Genomic DNA, 19,748 nt, shown 5'->3' with positions numbered 1-19,748 from the left:
TGCTAAGGGCTAATGATTTAATTTGGACATTTTTTGTCAATAATTATTTACTCGGTAAAAAACGATGCCTTTTGATTTGCTATATTGGAATGCGGATTCTACTAACTTGCCGGCAAAAATGTATGAGGAATATTTGCAAAATACATATTGCAATAATTTGCTAAAAGAGTCTAATAATTTAGAGGTACTCGGAACAAAAATAGATCTTGGAAAAGTTGATTGTAATTCTTTTTTCATAGCAGCAAAAGAAGATCATATAGTTCCATGGCATTCAATATATGATGGAGTAAAATTATTAAACGGACATAAGATTTTTGTCTCACGGATTCAGGGCATGTAGCAGGTGTAGTTAACCCTCCCGCTAGTGCTAAATATAATTATCAGCTTTAAATGACGACTTAAGTTTAAGTAGTCATGAGTGGCTTATGAAAGCTACGGAATATGAAGGCTCATGGTGGAATTATTGGCTTGATTGGCTTATAAAAAATAATGATAATAAGCTAGTAAGATTCTTTAGATTATCACAATCTAAAGGCTCTTGAAGAAGCACCGGGAAGTTATGTAAGGAAATAGGTGTTGGATCTTTTTATTGTCATCCCGCGACTTGATCGCGGGATCCAGTCTTCTTCTTTATTTTTTTATGGATACCGTGGTCAAGCCACGGTATGACAGAGCAGAATGCAAACCATGCAGACAGGGCCTAAAATATAAATTAAGTCATGAAGAGAAAAAATAATAAATTTATAGAAATAAGTATTGCCTTTATCTTGGGAGTTGCTTTAGGTATTTATGGACAGAATCCGGATTATTTTACTAATCTAATAAATCAAAAATCATTAGCTTCATCTGCTCCACAAATACAGCATTACAATATTTCAGAGCTTTCAAGAAGTAAAGTTAGTACATGTTTTACTCCGCCTGCCGGCTGTACTAAGTTTATAGCCAATCAGATAGATAAAGCTGAAGAATCTATTTATATGCAGGCATACGGTATGAGCGATGCGTTAATTACTACTGCACTTATTAATGCACAGATGCGAGGAGTAAAAGTTAGAATATTGCTCGATCGTAGTAATTTAAAGCAGAAATTTTCTAAATTACACGAATTACAACGAGCAAAAATTGATGTGGGCATAGATAAAGTACCTGGAATCGCTCATAATAAAGTTATAATTATTGATAAAAAGAAAGTAATAACCGGTTCGTTTAATTTCACAGCTGCTGCTGATAAACGTAATGCTGAAAATGTAATTATTATAGAAGATCAGGAACTAGCAGAGTCTTATTTACAAAATTGGTTAAACAGAAAAGCAAATAATTGAGGGGAATTGCTACCATGTCATCCCGTGGCTTGACCACGATATCTTTTGAGGTATACTAACTGCTTTACAAGATACCGCGATCAAGTCGCGGTATGACAGTTTTAGTTATTTTTTAAGCAGATTTCTTATTGAAGTTTTTTTGTACTTGTTCTGCCATATTCTGCATATTATTAGAAGCATGATGAACATTCTCGGCAATATGCTTATTTGCGGCTTCTAATATTTTGGTTGAAGACTCATAAGCAATACTTGCTAATTCCTTAGCATTATCCATAGATGTTTCATAAATAGATTTTAAACATTTTTGATGGCATTCACTAGTTTGTTTGAAATCTTTAGAATTTGCTGCTTCTTTAGTAGTATTCAAAATAGTATTAACATTATTTTGTATAATCTCGGAATTTTTCTTAAGCAAAGATTGCATGCTTTCTGTAGCAATTTGGTTAGTTATTATAAAGAATATTCATAGCTCTTTGCATTGTATTTGTAATAGATGAAAGATCTACACTAGGGATATTTTTCATAGAACTCATATAAAATTCCGGATTCATATAGGATTTCATTAAATCTAAAAATTGTGTATTATTTAACATTATTCATTCTCCTAAAATAAATTAAATTTTGTAAATATTTTTACTTAAGAAATTGTTTTACTTTTGTATTTTATAGGTTACGTATATATAAACATAAATCCTCAATTCATGCTAACATTTATAAAATTATGAGTCAATAATTGTTAGCATTAAGAATAATATTAAAAATAGTTAAGTTTTTATAAATGTTAGATATATCAATTCAAGAATTAATAAATAAGTGGCAACAATACCTCGTTTTGCAAAGAAATTACTCTAATCATACAGTAATTGCTTATAATAATGACCTTAAGCATTTCCTTGAGTTTATGAATTATTATAATTCAGAGCTTGTAACGATAAATCATATTAAAACCGCAGATATAAGATTAATCCGAAGTTGGCTTGCGAAACGTAACTGTAATAATTTTACCACTTCTTCAATTTCACGTGGTTTATCTGCAGTAAAAAATTTTTATAGGTTTTTAGAGAAAACAACACAATTAAATAGTCATATAATTTTTTCTATAAAATCTCCTAAAAAAACTAAATTGTTACTAAAAGCTTTATCGGAAGATGATGTAGTAATATCACTTGAACATATTGAAGAATACGGGAATGTTAAGTGGATAGAACTTAGAAATAAAGCCCTACTTGTTCTTATATATGCTTCAGGTCTACGTATATCGGAAGCATTATCAATTACGAAACTTCATCTACAAAATCTAGAATTTATAAGAATAATAGGTAAAGGTAGTAAAGAAAGAATAATTCCATGGTTACCGATTGCTAAAAATTTAATTACCCAATATTTAGAAATATTGCCGTATAAGTTAGATGATAATGAACCGATATTTAGAGGAAAGCAAGGTAAGCAATTGCAGCCACCGGTATTTAATCGTGAATTAATTAAATTAAAGCATTTTTATGGTTTACCGCAGCATTTAACTGCTCATTCATTTAGACATAGTTTTGCTTCACATTTGCTTGAGCATGGTGCAGATTTACGCTCTATTCAAGAGCTATTAGGTCATAAAAGTCTATCTACTACACAAAACTATACTAAAACAAGTATAAAGCATTTAGAAGCTGTATATACTACCGCATATCCAATTAAAAAATAAAATATATTAATATTCATAATCTTCTTGCATTAATTTTAAGTTATATATTATATTATTTTAAAAACCTTATAAATATGATATATTAAAGCTAATATTGAGATATTAATATGCTAGAAACACCTAAATTACCTATGGGATATAAACCTTCTAAAGATGAAGAATATATGTGTCCTAATCACCTAGAATATTTTAGACAAAAACTTTTAAGATGGAAAGAGGATTTATTAAAGGAGTCTCAAGAGACTTTAAATCATTTAAAAGAAGAAAATTTACAAGAATCCGATCTTAACGATTGTGCTACTCATGAAACAGAAAGAGCTTTTGAGCTTCGTAGTAGAAGTAGATATTGTAAATTAATGAGTAAAATAGAAGAAGCATTATCACGTATTAAAAACGGGGAATACGGTTATTGTGAAGAAACAGGCAACCCAATAGGTATAAAAAGATTAGAAGCACGACCTATTGCTGCATTATGTATTGAAGCTCAAGAGCGTCATGAAAATTATGAGAGAAGTCATTTGGATGAGCCTGGAAACTAAGTATACTCGATCACAACTTCAAAAATTGGCTGCGTCATCCTACAAGAGCTGCGGTGCTCACGTATTATTGCTCTGCTCCTCACCTTGTGGATTCCTTGCTCTTTTTGAAGTTGATCTTCGTATACTGTTCTTCGTTTTACTTAGGAGTATTATGTACCTTAAAACCTAAAGAAGTTAGAGCATTTACCGTTTCAAATAAAGGTAATCCCATAACATTTGAATATGAGCCGGAAATAAATGAGATAAAAGCTTCTGCATAACCGGAAATTTTACATCCGCCGGCTTTATCTATTCCCTCATCCAAAGAACAATAAAAATTAATCTCTTCATCACTTAATTTTTTGAACTTAACAATAGTATGAACTATTTTTTGTCTAACTGTAAGCTCGTCATTCTCTTTTTTGATAATACATAAACCAGTATAGACACGATGACGACGCCCGGATAACATCTTAATACAATTCTTGACTTCTTCGTAAGTAGTAGCTTTCGGCAATATTCTTCTACCTACTGCCGCTACGGTATCGGCAGCTATAATTATAGCTGATTCCTCTATTTGAGATGCAACTCTTATAGCTTTTTCGTAAGCAAGTCTTATGGCTAAGGGAGCGGGTAATTCACGCAAATTAGGTGTTTCGTCTATATCTGCTGGAATAATTTGTGAAGGGATAATTTTGATTCTGTTTAGTAACTCAATTCTTGCAGGGGAGCCGGAGGCTAATATAATCGGTAAGGTTTTTTGATTCCGCTTCATACTTAAAGACTAGTGACGATGAATCACACGCCCCTTAGTTAAATCATAAGGAGTCATTTCTACCGTAACTTTATCTCCCAGTAATATTCTGATACGATTTTTACGCATCCTACCGGAAGTATGAGCAATAATTACATGATCATTCTCAAGCTTTACTCTGAAAGTAGCATTAGGTAAAAGTTCAAGTACTGTACCTGTAAACTGAATGAGGTCGTCTTTTGACATTGTAATTTATGTTTTTATGGTCGGGGCGGAGAGATTCGAACTCCCGACCCTCTGGTCCCAAACCAGATGCGCTACCAGGCTGCGCTACGCCCCGAGAATTAATTATGCCTATACTATATACTCTATTATTCGTAGCAAATCAATTTGTTTATGCAAAAATTTATAGATTTTGCTCAATAAAGAAAGATATCGTCATTGCGAGCAGTCGTAGACTGCGTGGCAATCTCATCAAATATCCTGAGATTGCTTCGTCAATTACTTCGTAATTTTCTCGCAATGACGACCTTCAGTATCCACGCAACAGTGCCTCCTCGCAATGACGGTTTAGGTATTCCTTTCTATACAAAAATTAATAAAGTTTTGCTGTTTTCATTAAGGAGCTAAAATAGATAGGTTTTACCTTTGTATTCCTTAAGTTTTATATACGATTTACCGAATTTCTATAAAAAATACATAAAGTTTAATTTATTTTAAACAAGAAAAAGTAACTTATGATCACTTTTTATATGTAGAAAACCCTTTATTTTATAAGTATTTTTATAGATATTTTAGTATTTAATATTAATTAAAGACCTGAATAAAAATTTAATTTTATTATTAACTTTTTTTAAAAGTACAACATAACGAAAATATTAAGAATTTTTATCTTAATCTCATTTTACTAAAGATTTTTAAAAATCTTCCAAAAATACATAAAATTTATATTTGTTAATGAATACCAGTCTCGAATTTATAATTTAGAAAATTAAGTCCAAATTTAGGAGATGTTATGTCAAGTCAACGAAAAAATACTCTAAAAAATTTAATAAAAAAAGGTATGTTCGCATCAACTGCCGCAGTGATGCTTGCTAGCACTAGCACACTTGGTACTGCTAACCCAAGCGTAATAGCAAATAATGCAGTTTTATCCACGGGGGCAGGTCTTAGTGCGCCGTTTACATCCGGTGATCTTCTAACTCTTGATGGACCATTTAATTTTACTGCCGACAGAGACGTTCTTGCTATATATTTAGATAATTTTGGGGGCGTGGTAATGACTGTGCCAAATAACCTAATCCTTGGACCAGTTATACCTGTTGATCTTACTAAAGCAAATGTCGGACTAGTCGTGAATGTTCCTAACGTTTCACAAATCACTTTAACAGGTACTCCGGTTACACCAGCAGAAGCAGCTGCAGCTGCAGCGTTTCCTCCTTTTGCTCCAGGGCCAGGAGAAGCACCGGGGAATACTTACTATTTTAACAGCTTTAATTTTAACAACCAAGCTAGTACCTTGATTTTTGATGCTACATCACTTTTTCCTGCTACTGGTGATAATAGAATTGCCTTTACCTCAGGTATATATAGTAACTTCTGTTCAGGGCCAGACAAATCTTACATTACAGCTTAAAACTAGCTTCCAATTTAAACATCCAAGCTGGGCTGAGGTAAAAACTTTTAATATTGCAGATACTCAGCTACTTAATTTTGCTACTGATACTTCACCACCTGCACTTCTTTACCCTGATGAAGTTATGGATATACACAACCTGTAGAAAATAGTATCAATTTCGGCGGCCCAAATGCTACTTATGACGTAAGTAATGAATCTCCAAATCCAGCAAAATTTACGGCTAGCTTCAAGTTAGTTCTGGCAAATGATTTAGATGGTAAATTAGGAGTACACGTGGCTACTGTAGCCGAATTATTTCGTTAAATGCAGGTGTAGCGGTAACGGAACAGGAGGGACAATAAGACTTAACACATTTACTACAGATGGGATAGGAGCTCCTCTAAATCAAAATCCGGTTACAATTAAAGGAAATATCTATGCCCAAACTATTTTGATAGGAAACCAGTATCAGATTGTTAATAAAGGAATAGATCCGGATTATGGGGTGGATTGGGTAACGGCAATTGATACAGGTAATGGGGGGTTAGTACAATTTACGCACAACTCTTTAACACGATTTCAACAGAACGTAATTTCTAACATAGATAGATTTTAACGGTACTGCCGCACAAGTAACAATAGCTAGCGGTGCGAATGTCGGTGGAGATACCGGCGGGAATATAGATAATAAAGTAGCTGGAGGTGCGAATGTATTACATTTTGTCGGTAATAGTACGGTTACCGGAGATGTAGGAGCTACAAATCCGGTTAATATATTAAATGTTCAGGGCGATAATACTACCCAGGTTAATTTACAGGGAAATGTTACGGTTAATGAGCTTAATTATAATAGCACCGGTATTATACCACTGTAGGGGGAACATTAACTGCAACGACAGGAGTAAATTGTGGCGGTTTTGCATCAATGCTTACATTTAATGGTACAGGTAGACCTTATACTTTTGCAAGTTCGGTAGCTAATGCAGGCAGTGCAATCTTAAATGTTGATACGGATCTGACGGTAACCAATCAAACTATAGGTACAATTAAAACGATTAATATAGGTACACTCGGAACTTCCTCAAGATTTAACTATAGCAGTAAATCAAGCTGCTTTAGGTTTACTTGCAGGAGGGAATAAAATTAATTTTAGTGATTCAAATTCTATGTTAATATTACAATCTGGTCAAGCTCAAGTCGTAACATTTAACGGTAATTTAGACGGCACTGCAGGCGGTGTGGCGGTAATGTAACTTTAAACGGTACTAATGCTTTAACCATTCAGGGAGGGTCATTCGGTGCTGTTAATAAACTAGCTTCGGTTTAGTACTATAGGGACTGTTACGGCAAATGGAGGAATTAACTTAGTGGTATTACTACTCTTAATGTTACAGGAAATAGTAACTTTACCGATCAAACCGTTACCTCAGCAAGTGCTACTAATATAAATATCGGCGATGGAAGTGGAGTCAGGACGTATATTTTAACGCCTAATGCGGATTTTAATATTAGTACTGCTAATATGAAATTCAAAAATGCCGGTTCAATATTAAATATTACAAGTAACGGTAACGGAAATGTAACGGCGGCTATGAACGGGGATTTAAATCCCGGTGCAGTGGCTAGCGGCATAATAGCATTAAGTGCAACCGGCGGCAACACTTTGAATATTAGATGGAGTAGGTTTTAATTTAGGTATAGCAGGTGGTAATACTTTAAATAGTATGACTTTTTCAGGAGCAGGGAATATTACCGTGGTCCCGACGATTAATACGAAGAATGCTATTCTCACCGATATAGCAGGTGATCTAATACTTAATAACGTTATAATGCACCAATTAATTTTACAAACACCACCAATCTTACGGTAAGTGATGTTACGGGAGCTATAAATTTTGTGAATAATGCTGGAAAGTTAAACGTTGCTAAAAACTCAATAATTAACGGTACTATAGACGGTTCCGGTACGATAAATTTTGGTGCAGGCCACGGCGGGGGGGCGCCGGGGGGGAGGTTACGGGTGCAGTTGGGGCTAATAATGCTATTACGCTCGTGAATTTTAATGCCGGCGGCGGATGTTACGTTAGATTCTACTTCTGACGCTACAGATTTCAGTATCGGTAATAATACTAACGTGATTGCCGGTAATTTAATGACGGGTGCCGTAAATTTTGCTGCCGGTGCAGGTACGTTAGTACTACAAAACGGTCTTGATGGAGCAATTACTACAGATGTTGTAAATACCGGAACGGTAACTATCAATGACTGTAATGTTACCGGTACTATCAATGGAGTTGCTTTAGTAAATATAGGTCCTAACCCTGTTACTTTCGGTGAAAATGTAAATTCAACTACCGTGACTCTTACTAATAATGCCTCTTCTTTAACTGTTGGCAGCAATGTTATTTTAACAAGTGCAATTACAACTGCTAACCCTAATAATGGTGTATTAAATTTAGCTCCGAATAGTAGCGTTGCCGGTGATATAGGTACTAATGCCGCTGCTATTGCTGCAGTTAACATAGGTGCGGGGTCTACAAGCCTTGACGGGAATATTTATGCGGGTGCGGTTGCTTTAACTAATTCTGCATCTTCTCTAACTCTTAATAACGGTACTAACGTTAATGGGGCTATCACAAATACTTCAAGCAATAATAATAGCGGTATACTCATATTTAACGGCGGTAGCATAACGGGTGCTGCAGGGACTCCGGGAGCAGCATTAAGTATGGTAACTTTTAATGCGAATGGTGATTTACCCGTAGCTTCTTATGCCAATACTTTTAATGTTAATAATGCAGCAATTGTTAATGCACCTAATGGTGTTACAGGAAAGGTTGTAGTAAATGCGGGAACATTTACCAGTAATATTACCGATAATGCAGCATTTGGCGGTGTCGGAACTATTAACACAACAACTATTACTGGACAGACTGATTTTGCCGGTAATGGGGGTACGGTTAACGTTAATGACGGCGGTAATTTAGCAGCAGTGACAAGTAGTGCAGCAGCTAACGGTAATTTAGTATTTTTAGGAGGCGGTAACGTTGCAACCGTAACTAATATTAATGCTATAAATATTAAGGGAGCAGCAGGTCAAACGGTAAACTTCACACAAAATGTATTAGCAACGAGTTTAACTTTCAGTAACGGTGGTACGGCGAATTTACAAGGATCGCTTGGGTCACTCACTAATGCCGTTAATGTAGATTTCGGAGGCGGAGGTATTTTAGAGTTTTCAAGTACAAACTCTGCAGGTTATTTACTTAACATCCCAATCACAAACGGGAACACAGGAACATAAAAGTTTATACTATCTGGCACTACTTTAACGGCTACTGATTCAAGTATAGGCACGGTACAAACAATTAAGATCGGGCAGGGAAATGCAGCTGCAATATTTACGGTAGATGTATCTAACAAGGCTTTAACTCTAGGAAGTGCTATTAATTTGAACAATACTGACTCCATATTTGGTTTAACTACTAGCAAAAATCAATAAGTTATCTTTACGAATAGTGTCGATGGTTTTGCCGGAGTTGTTGGTACTAATGCTAAGTTAGGTACAAATGGACTTGATGTGAGTAATACTGCAGTGCTTAATATTGCTGCTGGCGGGGGGTTTTTGCCGATGCATCACTTACCTCGACTAAGATTGCCAAAATTAATATCGGTGATGTATACTGACCAGCCGTTTATGCACTTGATGCAATAAATATTGATTTTGACTTAGATGTACCGGGTGTTACATTTAAAAACGATTCATCTGTTTTAAAATTAATGACTACTGTGGCAGATGCCGCGGTACAACAAGTACCATATATCTAACCGGTAATATAGATCCCGGTGCTGCAAATTTCGGTATAGTTGAGTTAAATGCTAAAAATGTCGATACTAAATTAATAATAAACGGTGATAAAAATAAGGGAATTAATCCTACTCTTTCACTTGGTACTGCTAATCATCCGCTAAAACAAATAACTTTTTCAGGAGACGGGGAGATAGGAGTAACGGCTATTGCTACAGCTGCTATTAACATATCTGTTCCAGTACTTGGGATTGTGACAGTTGATGCTAATGTCTTATTTGCTCCTCCTACCGGAACTGGGGGACCTACTCAATTCGGTACTACAACAGTTAATGGGAATATGGATTTCAAAAATATTGCAGGTACAGCAATTTTTAAAACAGCAAATAATACAGTCCCAAGTATTACCGGTAACATAACAAGCACTGGCGGATCTAAAGGTACTGTAGTGTTTATGGATAACGGTACTTATAGGTACGGTTGACGGTAACGGAAACTCAACGAATACAATTACAAACCTTGCAATGCTACAAGCAGGAGCTAACAACAGCACCGTCACGATTAACGCCGGCGGTAATATGTCTATTACTGAAATCCAAGGAACCGGCACGGGTGATATAGTGTTTACTCAAGCAACTAATTTAACCAGTAATATTAACCAAATAGGCGGTAAAGCTGCTAATTTAACGTGTTTATAATCAAGGCGGTAGTATCCGAGGTAACATAGGTAATAATACGGCAGCCGGTGATATTACGATTCTAGATGGAACTTTAAGCGTTGGTGTACCTAATAGCAATCCTGATAGTGTTATTAAAGGCGGCAACATTTACCTAGGTCCAAATGCAATAATTCATTATGATTCAAGTAATATATCATTTACGGGAGTGTTCAATTATACCCCTCCCGGTCCTATCAATCCTGCTCCTATTAATATAAAAGGCGGGATAAAATTTGATGATGCTGATCCTGTAATAGATAATACTCTTAATGGGCGTGGTACGGCAGCTAGTCCTTTAGGAATAATGCAAATAAACGGTGGAGATGTAACACTTACAACCCCGGCATATGTTAAGAATGTTAATTTCACCACTACACAAATCTGCTACGTTAACTTTTGCTAGTACAAGTATGGTTGGTGGGGACGACTACCGACAATAAAATCCATACTCTAGCAATAACGGGTGATTTGACAACAGGTACTTCGCCGTTTGGGTCAGACTCAAATCACCTTAAAACCATTCAGCTTAATGATGACGGTAAATTCACCATTGATAGCCAAGATGTTTACTCTAGTGTCACAACTAAAACTAATAATGAAGGTACGGCAATATTTAATGCCGATAACGGCTTTACGGATGATTTAGGTGCGAGAATTTAAACCTTAAACTAGTTCAGTAGTAATAAAGGCACGGTAAAAGGGGATACCTATGCTAAAAATATTACTATTGATGCCGGTAAATCAGCTGTATTTACCGGTAATAACAGCAGAAGTTTAGACATTCCGTCAGCAACCGTCGGCGGGGTTACAGTTCCAAGAGCAACCACAAAATTTAATTACAAAACAAAAATCGTTTCAGAGAATTTCAAAGGTAGCAGTAACAACTCTTCAGCGGAATACACTAATGCCGTGTTAGTACAAGCACCGATTAACGGAGGTAGCCATAAATTCGATGATGATGTATGGCTACAAAAACCGATAACAGGAACTAATACTATTACTTTCGTACCGAAGAAAACCGCTTTCATTGCGTCGGATTTAGGAGCAAGTACCATAGTTGCCGATCAGGCGACAATGATGTTTACCGGTGATAATACTAACGTAAATGTCAGTGGTAATATCTCAGGAAGTAATATAACTTTTGACCTTGGTCATAATAAAGTTACTTATACGGGATCAGCTACTCCTACCGGTGAGCTTATTATTAATGTTTGCTATGATACTATAAATGCCGATCAAACAGGTAATACAAATAGCGGTATATAGTATTAGCAAGCGGTAGTACCTTTGATTTATCAAATGTTTCTTCAATTAAAGTATTTTTAACTGCACAAAATAATCCGTCTGCTATTGGGCAGGGTAGTGCTTATCCTATCATTAGCGGAGCAGGAGAGTATAATAGTCGGTAATGCTGCAAGCTTACCGTTTAACGTTACTGCTAACGAAGGTGGTTTTGTCAGATGGCAAATTACGAACGGTTCGTTTATACTTCTACCTCTACCTATAGAGCTAACCGGAGATAATGTTGTTGATAATATTATAGGTAAGATAATAAAAGCTCCTCCGGGCAGTGATGCGGCAAAAGTTGCAAATGTTTTAGTAAATACGCCGATAGATCAAAGGGGTGAAGTAATTAAACACTTATTACCTATAATCGAGCGTCCTTCAATTGGAACGCATAGAATAACTACCCCGCTTATCACTCCTATGGGTCCCTTCGTCGGTCCAAGTGTTGGAGGTTTTAGCCCTCTACAGCTGCCACCAACTAGCGGTAGTGTAGTTAACAATATATATGTTCCGCCTACCATTCCGGGCGGCTACGACGTAACGCCTAGCAATCCGGCAGGATATAATACTCCGACTACTCCGATTACAGGCGGAGGTGGCTTTGATCCTAACGGTCCCGGCACGGGTAGCACTACAGAAGGCAATATCGGTACAGGCGGCACAAGCTATAATGGTCCGGCATCAGGCGGTAGTGTAGGCACAGGTGGCTCAAGCTATGGTGGTACAGGCTCTAACGGTGGTGCTACCAATGGTGGAAGCAGTCCATACGGTAATAGCGGTAATCCTACAGCAACAGGTGTTTCTCCTGCTAATAATAGTAACGGTATGGGGGAGGCAGTTCCGATAGCGGTATGCCTGCTATAGGTAGTAGCCGAGATAATTCTTCAGGTACAGGTAGCGGTGTAAATTCAGGTAGCGGAATAAGTCGTTCTAACGCGAATGACGGCTTTAATGCTGCACATGATAATACAAACACCGGTACTCAAGAAGTAGGTAAGAGACTTAAGACTCTTAAAGACGCTGCAGAGGATGGTGCAAATCCTGCAGCAGAAGATGCTACCTCACGTAAGAGAGGTGCAGCTGTCGGAGGGGGGGAGGCAGTGACTGTGAACTTGATGAAGGTAACGCTAATAATTCCGTTTACGGAGTATGGGTTAGCCCATATTACAGCAAAGCGGTACAAAAAGCCTTTAACGGACTTAGCGGTTATAAAGCTAAATCTACCGGTGGCTCAATCGGGGTCGATACCGTTATAAACGATAATATAGTTCTTGGTGCTGCTTATACTAGAATCGATACGAAGTTATGTTACCAAAATGCCAAAGCCGGCAATACTACTAAGGTCGGAACTAATATGGGTTCTATATACGGTTTATATAACTTTATAAATAACTGGTTTGTAGAAGGCGTAACTACCTATTCATGAAGCGATATTAAAACTAATGCACTACGTAATATTATAGGCGGTTATGAAACGGCACACGGTAAGTATCATTCAACTTCTTATAGTGGTCAAGTAGTTGGGGGTTATAATTATCTATGGAAAGAAACTTCATTTGTACCGATGGCAGGACTCAGACTTACTAAGATTAAAGATTCCAGTTATCAGGAATACGGTACTTCTTTCCAAAACCTAACTATTCAGAAGCGTCAATATAATAAGGTTGAGGGTATACTCGGCGGTGAAATTACAACAACCTTCTATAAGGATGAATTTATAATTAAACCGCAAGTCCATGCTTTTATTAATTACGACTTTAAAGGTAAAACACCGGCAATCGTTGCAGATCTTAACGGTCTTAATGAGCCTTTACCGGTACCGACGCCTAAACCTACTAAAATGCTGTATGATTTAGGAGCAGGGGGTAGTACTTAAGAAAGGCAGAATGGAGTATGGAGTGCATTATGGGCTGAACTTAGCTAAAAAATACCATGCTCAATCCGGTTACGCTAAGACTTAAAGTAAACTTCTAAAAACCTACATCAGTTAAGGATAAGAACTATAAAATTCCTATCCTTAACTGAGTAGTAAATTTTATAATCAAAGACGAAACTTAATAATTTCCTTGATTATCTTATCACTATTCAGGATAAGTTCCTATCCTGAATAGCTCGCTATTTAATATTTTCTATCTATTATCCTAATGGCTACCTTTATGAGAAGCATGCCCTCCTTTAGCAGCTATTTCTCTTACTTGTTTCTTTGTCCCTAGAGGCGAAGCCTTTGTTATTATTAGTCATAGTTCCCTCCTAAATATTCGGGTTAGTTAATAATACAGAACCACTTTTTTCGTTTTCAGTAACTCTATATATGATGGTAGAAAAATTTATATGGTAAGTCAACCTAAATTAAACTATTATTCTTAACAATAAAGTTAATTACTGTTTACTTATAAAAAATTTATTTTTATTGTTGTTTTTTTAACCTTGACCTGAAAAAATTTAAGGAGTAGGCTTATAATTGCAACCAAAAATTAAGGAGGCTAACATGACAACTTTAGTAGGAACCCAAAATAATTTTGCCGATGCAATAAAAGAACTTCATAGAGCTTGATTACGATGCTATCGAAGCATATAAAACTGCTATTAATAGAATTAACTAATTAAGGACTATAAAAAACAGATCATGAAAGACATGTAAAAGAGTTAAATGAACTTTTATCAAAACATAACGAGAAAACAGTAAAAGGACCGAGCAGTAAGCAATGGCTAACAAAAGGTAAAGTGATACTTGCTGATTTAGTTGATGATAAAGCTATATTATATGCTATGCATACAAATGAAGAAGATACTAATACTGCTTACGAAAGATTAAATGAGTATAATAATAAATGGCATGATGCATCAAAAACCTTAAAACAAGGTCTTTTAGATGAATAAAAACATAAGAGATGGATAGAAAAACAACTTGAAGAGTAAATCTACATAAATTAATAAGGAGTAAAATTTATTTTTACTCCTTATATATTCAAAAGACAATAATGAAGTGTCACGCAAAATCCCCATAGACTTAGGACAATCAAAATAATTTATAATAAAGAAGAATAAAAATATAAAGACTAGAAGAGTTGCTAGCTTGAAAATTAAATAATAAATTGAATTTGTGCAGGATTTATTATATTAGTATTTGTAATTATTTTTGAGGAATCATTATAGTTTTTTATTTAATATTTCAGACAGGGCGTTTTTTACTAATTTATGTTGATTAATTAAAGAAAGTCCATTAAATCATCTGATATTTCTAATGCATAATGGTCTTGATCTCCTACTAAATCAGTAATTTTTATTATACTGTTTGGAAAGGATTCCTTAAGTATTTTTTCTAACTCTTCTGCAGATATTGCCATTATTTTATCACTTTTTAGATATAAAAGCCTAAATATTAATTAAAGTTTTTTTGGTTAAATTAAAGCTTTATATGAATTTTTATTATAGAATTTTAAACATTCATTGATAAACTCTACTCTTATGCATATAATTAATTAATATTATTATGTCATTTATTAATTATTATGAAAAAAGAAGCTGAAGAATTAAAATTATTTATCTTAGAATGTTTGAGTGAGAAAAAAGCAGAAGATATTGAGGTAATTGATTTAACAGGAAAACATAAATTAGCCGATTATATTATATTTGCTAGCGGTCGTTCGACTAAAAATGTTGGAGCAATTGCTGAATATATAGCTTTAGAATTAAAAAATAATGCCGGTATAAATAGTAATATTGAGGGGCTTGGTAAATCAGAATGGGTACTAATAGATGCAGGTACTATTTTAATTAATATTTTTTATCCTGAAGTACGGGAGCATTTTAAGCTAGAAGAAATTTGGAAAAGATGAACGATCATATTCTTATTAACGTTATAATTTTACTCGGCACTGCGGTTTTTATCGTGGCTATACTTAAGCGTCTTAGATTAAGTCCAGTACTTGGTTACTTAATTGCGGGAGCTGCAATAGGTGATCACGGTTTAAAAATCGTAACATATGACCAAACTAAGTTACTAGGTGAACTTGGTGTAGTATTTCTATTATTTGCAATAGGTCTTGAGTTATCCTTCGAGCGATTAAAAGCTATGAGACGATATGTCTTTGGTCTCGGTAGTTTGCAAGTTTTAACGACTGCTATAGTAATTGCCGGTGCAATGGTACTTATAGACGGTAATAGTAGTGCGGCTATTATTACCGGCGGCGGCCTTGCTCTTTCATCTACGGCACTTGTTATGCAGGTTATTGAAGAAAATCGTAGCCAATCGACACAAATAGGAAGAATTTCTTTAGCTATTCTGTTACTGCAAGATTTGGCCGTAGTGCCATTGCTTGTGATAGTTCCGTTACTTGCCGGTAACAATAAAGCATCGATTGCAGTTGCTCTTGGTATTGCACTCTTAAAAGCCGTAACGGCCTTACTTACAATATTTATTGTCGGTCGTGTTTTTCTTCGTCCTGTATTTTCATTCATTTCATCAGAAAGTAATAATGCAAGCGAGTTACCTATTTCGATGACTTTGTTAATAGTACTTTCTGCTGCTTGGGCTACCGAAACATTTGGTTTATCTTTAGCTCTAGGAGCATTTGTTGCCGGAGTATTAGTTGCGGAAACTGAATTTAGATTGCAAGCGGAAGAAAGTATTTATCCTTTCAAAAGTTTATTTTTAGGATTGTTTTTCATGACCGTCGGTATGAATATCGACGCACTAGAAATGTATGAAAAAATATCTCATATTCTTACTTTATCTATTGCTTTAATAGGTATAAAAACCTTAATCATAACGGCTTTTTGTATTTTATTCGGTTTTAATAAAGGAGTTGCTTTTTATTCAGGCTTATTATTATCGCAAGGCGGAGAGTTTGGTTTTATATTATTCAGTTTAGGTAAAGATAGCGGAGTATTGGAAGAAAGTACTGCCGATATATTATTACTCGTAGTTACTTTTACTATGGCACTTACTCCATTACTCGCAGCTTTAGGGAAAAAGATTGCCGAGAAAGTTGATAAAGGACTCGGTAAAACTCCGACTCAAATGATTGAGCTTGGTGCAAGAGATTTAACAAACCATATCATTATTGCCGGACTCGGTAATACCGGTAAAATGGTAGCAAGAGTTTTGGAAGCGGAAGGTATAAGTTACGTAATACTTGATTTAGATGATGATAGAGTCAAAGAAGAGCTATCAAACGGTTTACCGGTTTTTAAAGGTGATGTATCGCAAGCCGATACTCTAAAGGCATTAGGTACGGAAAGAGCATTCGCTATAATACTTACTATGAATAATCAAGTAACTATCAAGAAATCGCTTAAAACAATTAGCGGTAATTATCAGGATATACCGGTTGTCGTTAAGTTAAAAAATTTAAAAAATGCTAGAGAATTTTATGATTTAGGTGCCACAACTATTATTCCGGAAAGTTATGAGACTGGATTACAAATCGGTGGAACAGTCCTAAAAAATATAGGTATTAGCGAGCAGGAAATTAATAGAATAAAAGTACAATTTAGGCTTGGTAATTATATAATAGCAAAAAAAGAGGATGCTTTATCTGAAGCGGAAGATAATGATTAAAATTCTTATTACTTTAATTATTGTAATATTATCAACAACAATTAACGCCGATAATAAAAAATTGCCTATTCCGAGATTTGTTTCAATAAAATCTAATGAAGTAAATGCAAGGAGCGGACCAACCACTAAATCTGCCGTAGAATGGGTTTTTATTAAAAAAGGAGAACCGGTAGAAATAATTGCAGAGTACGAACAATGGCGACAAGTACGTGACATTAACGGTGAGGGTGGTTGGATACATTCAAGCGTTTTATCAGGTAAAAGATCAGTGGTTATTACCTCTGATAAGGAAATAGAACTTACCAAATCCGCAGGTCCTAAAAGCCGAGTTATAGCAAAATTAATGCCAAAAGTTCGTTGTGGTTTAAAAAAATGTAAAGAACAGTTCTGTCAAATTATATGTAAAGACTATACGGGATGGATCTCAAAGAAAGCAATTTGGGGAGTATATGATAATAATGATAGGTATTAATCAAATATTTAATAATAAAACTATTTACTACCTAGGGTTAATTTACTATATATGAAAACTTACTAAAGATATAATTATTTATGCAAAGATATTTAGACGGTACAAATGATGTCGCATTTAAAAAATTATTTAGCGATAAAGTGAAACTAATAGATTTACTTAATGCTATCCTTAAATTACCGAAAGGAGATAAAATTATAGATTTAACTTATATAACTACTGAACAGTTACCTTTATTTCTTGAAGGAAAAAGAAGTTTATTCGATCTAAAAGTTAAAGATGAAACCGGTAGATGGTATATAATCGAAATGCAGCGTAAAATGGAGAAAGATTATCTTAATAGAACACAGCTTTACGGTTGCTATACCTACGTTAATCAAATTACAAAGGGCATGAAGCATAAGGATTTATTGCCAGTAGTAATAAATTGCTATTATAGGAACAAAAGCTTTGCCCGATGAATTGCCGTATATTAGCTATCATCATATAAAAGAAAGCGATACCCATAAATAATATTTGTTTTCATTAACTTATGTATTTATTGCACTAGGAAAATTTAAAAAAAATGATCTTAAAGACTGATACCGATGAATGGTTGCATTTATTAAAATATGCTCTGCAAGAACAAGAACCGCCAAAAGAAATTAAAAATGAAATTGTGTTATCGGCATATGCAAGTTTAGAACAATATAAATGGACAGAAAGGGAGCATGATGATTATTTTAGGGCAGAAATGGCTATACAACAAGAAATAGACAAAATTTGAAGCAAAGTTTAAAGAGGGCGAAGTTAAGGGTAAAGCTGAAGGTAAAACTGAGGCAAAAATTGAAACAGCAAAAGAAATGCTAATAGAGAACGAACCTATAGAGAAAATAGCACGATATACTAAGCTTACAATAGAAGAAATAAAAACATTACAAGCGGAAATAAAAAAAATTAAATATTTAAATGAAAACCACTTTACCCGAGTGTTCTCTAAAAATCCAAGCTAAGCTTAATTTTATAGTGCAGCAGATTTTAGATATTGCACAGGATAAAATCGCTATGATTATCTTGTACGGCTCTTTTGCTAGAGGCGATTGGGTACGTGATCTACCTAACGGCTATCATAGCGATACTGATATTTTGATAATTCTGAAAAAAGGTCAATATAAAGGGTATGCTACTTTAAGGTTGGAAGATAAAATATATAAGAGGTTAGAAAAGAAAGGAGTAATAAATCCTAAACAAATTATCCCGTATGATTCATTAATATCGATAATTCTTGAGTCAATAGATGAAGTAAATAGGCAGTTAGAAAAAGGACGTTATTTTTTCACCAATATCAAAAAAGAGGGTATTCTATATATATAGATAGCAGTGAATTTACACTTAGTGAGGCTAAAGATTTACCTTGGAGTGAAGTGAAAGAAATCGCTAAAGATTATTTTGAAGAATGGTTTGATAAAGGTAAAGACTTTCTAGATGGAGTAGCTTACTATTTAAAAAAAGATCGATATGCCGTTGCTGCTTTCTTGTTACACCAAGCTACGGAAAGTTTATATAGTGCTATTTTATTAGTTTTTTCTAATTACAAACCTAAATTACATAATGTACAAAATTAGGTAGCATGGCAGGAAATTATGATAATGAATTATGGACTGTGTTTCCTCAATTAACCGAAGAACAAAAGAAATGTTTTGAGCTTCTTGAAAAAGCTTATGTTGATGCAAGATATGATAAAAATTATAAAATTACAAAAGAACAGCTGCTTTATTTAATAGAGCGAATAGAAAAATTAAAAGAAATCACCGAAAGAATCTACCTAGCAAGAATTAATCGGTAGGGGTTTAGTGTCATTCTTAGCTCAGCATTGCCCGCGTGGATACCGAGTCGTCATTGCAAGAGATCTTTGATCGCGTGGCAATCCAAAAAATAATTAAAAAAATGCTAATTTTTAGCATTTTTTACTGGATTGCTTAGTCAATTGCTATGCAATTTCCTCGCAATGA

31 protein-coding genes, 1 tRNA gene and 3 pseudogenes are annotated in these 19,748 nt (G+C 34.8%); 28 read left to right on the top strand and 7 right to left on the bottom strand.

Annotated elements, in window-relative coordinates; translation table 11 throughout:
- Positions 1 to 133: 133 nt before the first annotated feature.
- Together RAS_RS10275 and pld are read left to right on the top strand one after the other, a co-directional pair.
- Positions 134 to 340: a hypothetical protein gene (locus RAS_RS10275; RefSeq protein WP_232049231.1), complete on the top strand. Its 207-nt coding sequence runs from the start codon at positions 134 to 136 to the stop codon at positions 338 to 340.
- 379 nt (positions 341 to 719) lie between these two features.
- Positions 720 to 1,322, top strand: a complete 603-nt coding sequence (pld, locus tag RAS_RS07380; RefSeq protein ID WP_147143617.1) for a phospholipase D — start codon at positions 720 to 722, stop codon at positions 1,320 to 1,322.
- 112 nt (positions 1,323 to 1,434) lie between these two features.
- Here the strand turns inward: pld and RAS_RS07375 are convergent.
- Positions 1,435 to 1,915, bottom strand: a pseudogene (locus RAS_RS07375) (phasin family protein).
- A 185-nt stretch (positions 1,916 to 2,100) separates the two neighbouring features.
- Between RAS_RS07375 and RAS_RS07370 the strand changes: the two are divergent.
- Both RAS_RS07370 and dksA read left to right on the top strand, forming a co-directional pair.
- Positions 2,101 to 3,018, top strand: coding sequence for a tyrosine recombinase XerC (locus tag RAS_RS07370; protein ID WP_010421043.1), 918 nt, complete (start codon positions 2,101 to 2,103; stop codon positions 3,016 to 3,018).
- Positions 3,019 to 3,125: 107 nt separating this feature from the next.
- Positions 3,126 to 3,557: an RNA polymerase-binding protein DksA gene (gene dksA, locus RAS_RS07365; RefSeq protein ID WP_010421046.1), complete on the top strand. Its 432-nt coding sequence runs from the start codon at positions 3,126 to 3,128 to the stop codon at positions 3,555 to 3,557.
- A gap of 136 nt (positions 3,558 to 3,693) precedes the next feature.
- Here the strand turns inward: dksA and RAS_RS07355 are convergent, their stop codons facing one another.
- The 3 genes from RAS_RS07355 to RAS_RS07345 form a co-directional block, all read right to left on the bottom strand.
- A complete protein-coding gene (locus tag RAS_RS07355; protein WP_147143614.1) occupies positions 3,694 to 4,311 on the bottom strand; it encodes a Maf family protein in 618 nt (205 codons plus the stop codon).
- Between the two features lie 9 nt (positions 4,312 to 4,320).
- Positions 4,321 to 4,536 carry a translation initiation factor IF-1 gene (gene infA / locus RAS_RS07350; RefSeq protein WP_008579354.1) on the bottom strand — a complete coding sequence of 72 codons (216 nt, stop codon included), beginning with the start codon at positions 4,534 to 4,536 and terminating at the stop codon, positions 4,321 to 4,323.
- Positions 4,537 to 4,553: 17 nt separating this feature from the next.
- Positions 4,554 to 4,630 (bottom strand) — tRNA-Pro (locus RAS_RS07345).
- Positions 4,631 to 5,305: 675 nt separating this feature from the next.
- On the opposite strand from RAS_RS07345, the gene RAS_RS10270 reads away from it, so the two are divergent.
- The 9 genes from RAS_RS10270 (at position 5,306) to RAS_RS10250 (ending at position 10,414) form a co-directional block, all read left to right on the top strand.
- Positions 5,306 to 5,926, top strand: coding sequence for a cell surface protein (locus tag RAS_RS10270; protein ID WP_232049230.1), 621 nt, complete (start codon positions 5,306 to 5,308; stop codon positions 5,924 to 5,926).
- A 433-nt stretch (positions 5,927 to 6,359) separates the two neighbouring features.
- Positions 6,360 to 6,524 carry a hypothetical protein gene (locus tag RAS_RS10265; protein ID WP_232049229.1) on the top strand — a complete coding sequence of 55 codons (165 nt, stop codon included), beginning with the start codon at positions 6,360 to 6,362 and terminating at the stop codon, positions 6,522 to 6,524.
- Positions 6,525 to 6,833: 309 nt separating this feature from the next.
- Positions 6,834 to 7,049, top strand: coding sequence for a hypothetical protein (locus RAS_RS07325; RefSeq protein WP_147143611.1), 216 nt, complete (start codon positions 6,834 to 6,836; stop codon positions 7,047 to 7,049).
- Between the two features lie 381 nt (positions 7,050 to 7,430).
- Positions 7,431 to 7,598, top strand: a complete 168-nt coding sequence (locus tag RAS_RS08855) for a hypothetical protein (RefSeq protein ID WP_172616161.1) — start codon at positions 7,431 to 7,433, stop codon at positions 7,596 to 7,598.
- Positions 7,599 to 7,632: 34 nt separating this feature from the next.
- Complete coding sequence (locus tag RAS_RS08850) at positions 7,633 to 7,779, top strand: hypothetical protein (protein ID WP_172616094.1); 147 nt, start codon at positions 7,633 to 7,635, stop codon at positions 7,777 to 7,779.
- A 191-nt stretch (positions 7,780 to 7,970) separates the two neighbouring features.
- Positions 7,971 to 9,212, top strand: coding sequence for a beta strand repeat-containing protein (locus RAS_RS10260; RefSeq protein WP_232049228.1), 1,242 nt, complete (start codon positions 7,971 to 7,973; stop codon positions 9,210 to 9,212).
- 276 nt (positions 9,213 to 9,488) lie between these two features.
- Positions 9,489 to 9,623, top strand: coding sequence for a hypothetical protein (locus RAS_RS10545; RefSeq protein WP_269472991.1), 135 nt, complete (start codon positions 9,489 to 9,491; stop codon positions 9,621 to 9,623).
- 346 nt (positions 9,624 to 9,969) lie between these two features.
- Complete coding sequence (locus RAS_RS10255; protein ID WP_147143608.1) at positions 9,970 to 10,200, top strand: hypothetical protein; 231 nt, start codon at positions 9,970 to 9,972, stop codon at positions 10,198 to 10,200.
- 40 nt (positions 10,201 to 10,240) lie between these two features.
- On the top strand, positions 10,241 to 10,414 hold the full coding sequence (locus RAS_RS10250) for a hypothetical protein (RefSeq protein WP_232049227.1): 174 nt from the start codon (positions 10,241 to 10,243) through the stop codon (positions 10,412 to 10,414).
- Here RAS_RS10250 and RAS_RS10540 read toward each other — a convergent pair whose 3' ends face one another.
- Positions 10,415 to 10,543, bottom strand: coding sequence for a hypothetical protein (locus RAS_RS10540; protein WP_269472990.1), 129 nt, complete (start codon positions 10,541 to 10,543; stop codon positions 10,415 to 10,417).
- 58 nt (positions 10,544 to 10,601) lie between these two features.
- Here RAS_RS10540 and RAS_RS07295 point away from each other — a divergent pair, with 58 nt between their 5' ends.
- The 6 genes and pseudogenes from RAS_RS07295 to RAS_RS10230 form a co-directional block, all read left to right on the top strand.
- On the top strand, positions 10,602 to 10,838 hold the full coding sequence (locus RAS_RS07295; protein WP_147143605.1) for a hypothetical protein: 237 nt from the start codon (positions 10,602 to 10,604) through the stop codon (positions 10,836 to 10,838).
- Positions 10,832 to 11,095 (top strand): hypothetical protein, encoded by a 264-nt coding sequence (locus tag RAS_RS07290; RefSeq protein ID WP_232049226.1) that lies wholly within the window; start codon positions 10,832 to 10,834, stop codon positions 11,093 to 11,095. The genes RAS_RS07295 and RAS_RS07290 overlap by 7 nt, the downstream gene beginning before the upstream one ends.
- A gap of 249 nt (positions 11,096 to 11,344) precedes the next feature.
- Positions 11,345 to 11,701, top strand: a complete 357-nt coding sequence (locus RAS_RS10245) for a hypothetical protein (protein ID WP_232049225.1) — start codon at positions 11,345 to 11,347, stop codon at positions 11,699 to 11,701.
- A 96-nt stretch (positions 11,702 to 11,797) separates the two neighbouring features.
- Positions 11,798 to 12,586 (top strand): hypothetical protein, encoded by a 789-nt coding sequence (locus tag RAS_RS10240; RefSeq protein WP_232049224.1) that lies wholly within the window; start codon positions 11,798 to 11,800, stop codon positions 12,584 to 12,586.
- Complete coding sequence (locus RAS_RS10235; protein WP_232049223.1) at positions 12,574 to 12,978, top strand: hypothetical protein; 405 nt, start codon at positions 12,574 to 12,576, stop codon at positions 12,976 to 12,978. Before RAS_RS10240 ends, RAS_RS10235 begins: the two co-directional genes overlap by 13 nt.
- Positions 12,906 to 13,598, top strand: a pseudogene (locus tag RAS_RS10230) (autotransporter outer membrane beta-barrel domain-containing protein); the annotation flags it as partial. The gene RAS_RS10235 and the pseudogene RAS_RS10230, both read left to right, overlap by 73 nt.
- 265 nt (positions 13,599 to 13,863) lie before the next feature.
- Here RAS_RS10230 and RAS_RS10225 read toward each other — a convergent pair.
- Positions 13,864 to 13,908, bottom strand: a complete 45-nt coding sequence (locus tag RAS_RS10225; RefSeq protein ID WP_232049372.1) for a hypothetical protein — start codon at positions 13,906 to 13,908, stop codon at positions 13,864 to 13,866.
- A 538-nt stretch (positions 13,909 to 14,446) separates the two neighbouring features.
- On the opposite strand from RAS_RS10225, the gene RAS_RS08840 reads away from it, so the two are divergent.
- Entirely contained in the window at positions 14,447 to 14,602 is a 156-nt protein-coding gene (locus RAS_RS08840) for a hypothetical protein (RefSeq protein ID WP_172616160.1), read from the top strand.
- Positions 14,603 to 14,872: 270 nt separating this feature from the next.
- Here the strand turns inward: RAS_RS08840 and RAS_RS07260 are convergent.
- Positions 14,873 to 15,069 (bottom strand): annotated as a pseudogene (locus RAS_RS07260) (BolA/IbaG family iron-sulfur metabolism protein).
- 165 nt (positions 15,070 to 15,234) lie between these two features.
- Here RAS_RS07260 and rsfS point away from each other — a divergent pair.
- From rsfS to RAS_RS10530, 8 genes are all read left to right on the top strand, one after another.
- Positions 15,235 to 15,561: a ribosome silencing factor gene (rsfS, locus tag RAS_RS07255; protein WP_147143600.1), complete on the top strand. Its 327-nt coding sequence runs from the start codon at positions 15,235 to 15,237 to the stop codon at positions 15,559 to 15,561.
- Positions 15,558 to 17,285 carry a monovalent cation:proton antiporter-2 (CPA2) family protein gene (locus RAS_RS07250; RefSeq protein ID WP_147143597.1) on the top strand — a complete coding sequence of 576 codons (1,728 nt, stop codon included), beginning with the start codon at positions 15,558 to 15,560 and terminating at the stop codon, positions 17,283 to 17,285. Before rsfS ends, RAS_RS07250 begins: the two co-directional genes overlap by 4 nt.
- Positions 17,278 to 17,757 (top strand): SH3 domain-containing protein, encoded by a 480-nt coding sequence (locus tag RAS_RS07245; RefSeq protein ID WP_147143595.1) that lies wholly within the window; start codon positions 17,278 to 17,280, stop codon positions 17,755 to 17,757. Before RAS_RS07250 ends, RAS_RS07245 begins: the two co-directional genes overlap by 8 nt.
- Positions 17,758 to 17,837: 80 nt before the next feature.
- Positions 17,838 to 18,218, top strand: a complete 381-nt coding sequence (locus tag RAS_RS10220; protein ID WP_232049222.1) for an Rpn family recombination-promoting nuclease/putative transposase — start codon at positions 17,838 to 17,840, stop codon at positions 18,216 to 18,218.
- A 104-nt stretch (positions 18,219 to 18,322) separates the two neighbouring features.
- Positions 18,323 to 18,523 carry a hypothetical protein gene (locus RAS_RS10215; protein WP_232049221.1) on the top strand — a complete coding sequence of 67 codons (201 nt, stop codon included), beginning with the start codon at positions 18,323 to 18,325 and terminating at the stop codon, positions 18,521 to 18,523.
- Between the two features lie 182 nt (positions 18,524 to 18,705).
- Positions 18,706 to 19,110, top strand: coding sequence for a nucleotidyltransferase domain-containing protein (locus RAS_RS07235; protein ID WP_197734674.1), 405 nt, complete (start codon positions 18,706 to 18,708; stop codon positions 19,108 to 19,110).
- A 50-nt stretch (positions 19,111 to 19,160) separates the two neighbouring features.
- Positions 19,161 to 19,361, top strand: coding sequence for a HEPN domain-containing protein (locus RAS_RS10535; RefSeq protein ID WP_172616159.1), 201 nt, complete (start codon positions 19,161 to 19,163; stop codon positions 19,359 to 19,361).
- A gap of 5 nt (positions 19,362 to 19,366) precedes the next feature.
- Entirely contained in the window at positions 19,367 to 19,582 is a 216-nt protein-coding gene (locus RAS_RS10530) for a HEPN domain-containing protein (protein WP_147143590.1), read from the top strand.
- The last annotated feature ends 166 nt before the right edge of the window (positions 19,583 to 19,748 follow it).

The sequence above is a fragment of the Rickettsia asiatica genome (assembly GCF_007989425.1).
GTDB lineage: Bacteria > Pseudomonadota > Alphaproteobacteria > Rickettsiales > Rickettsiaceae > Rickettsia > Rickettsia helvetica.
Note: the sequence above shows the minus strand (reverse complement) of the source record. Positions and strands in the feature narration are given on the sequence as shown.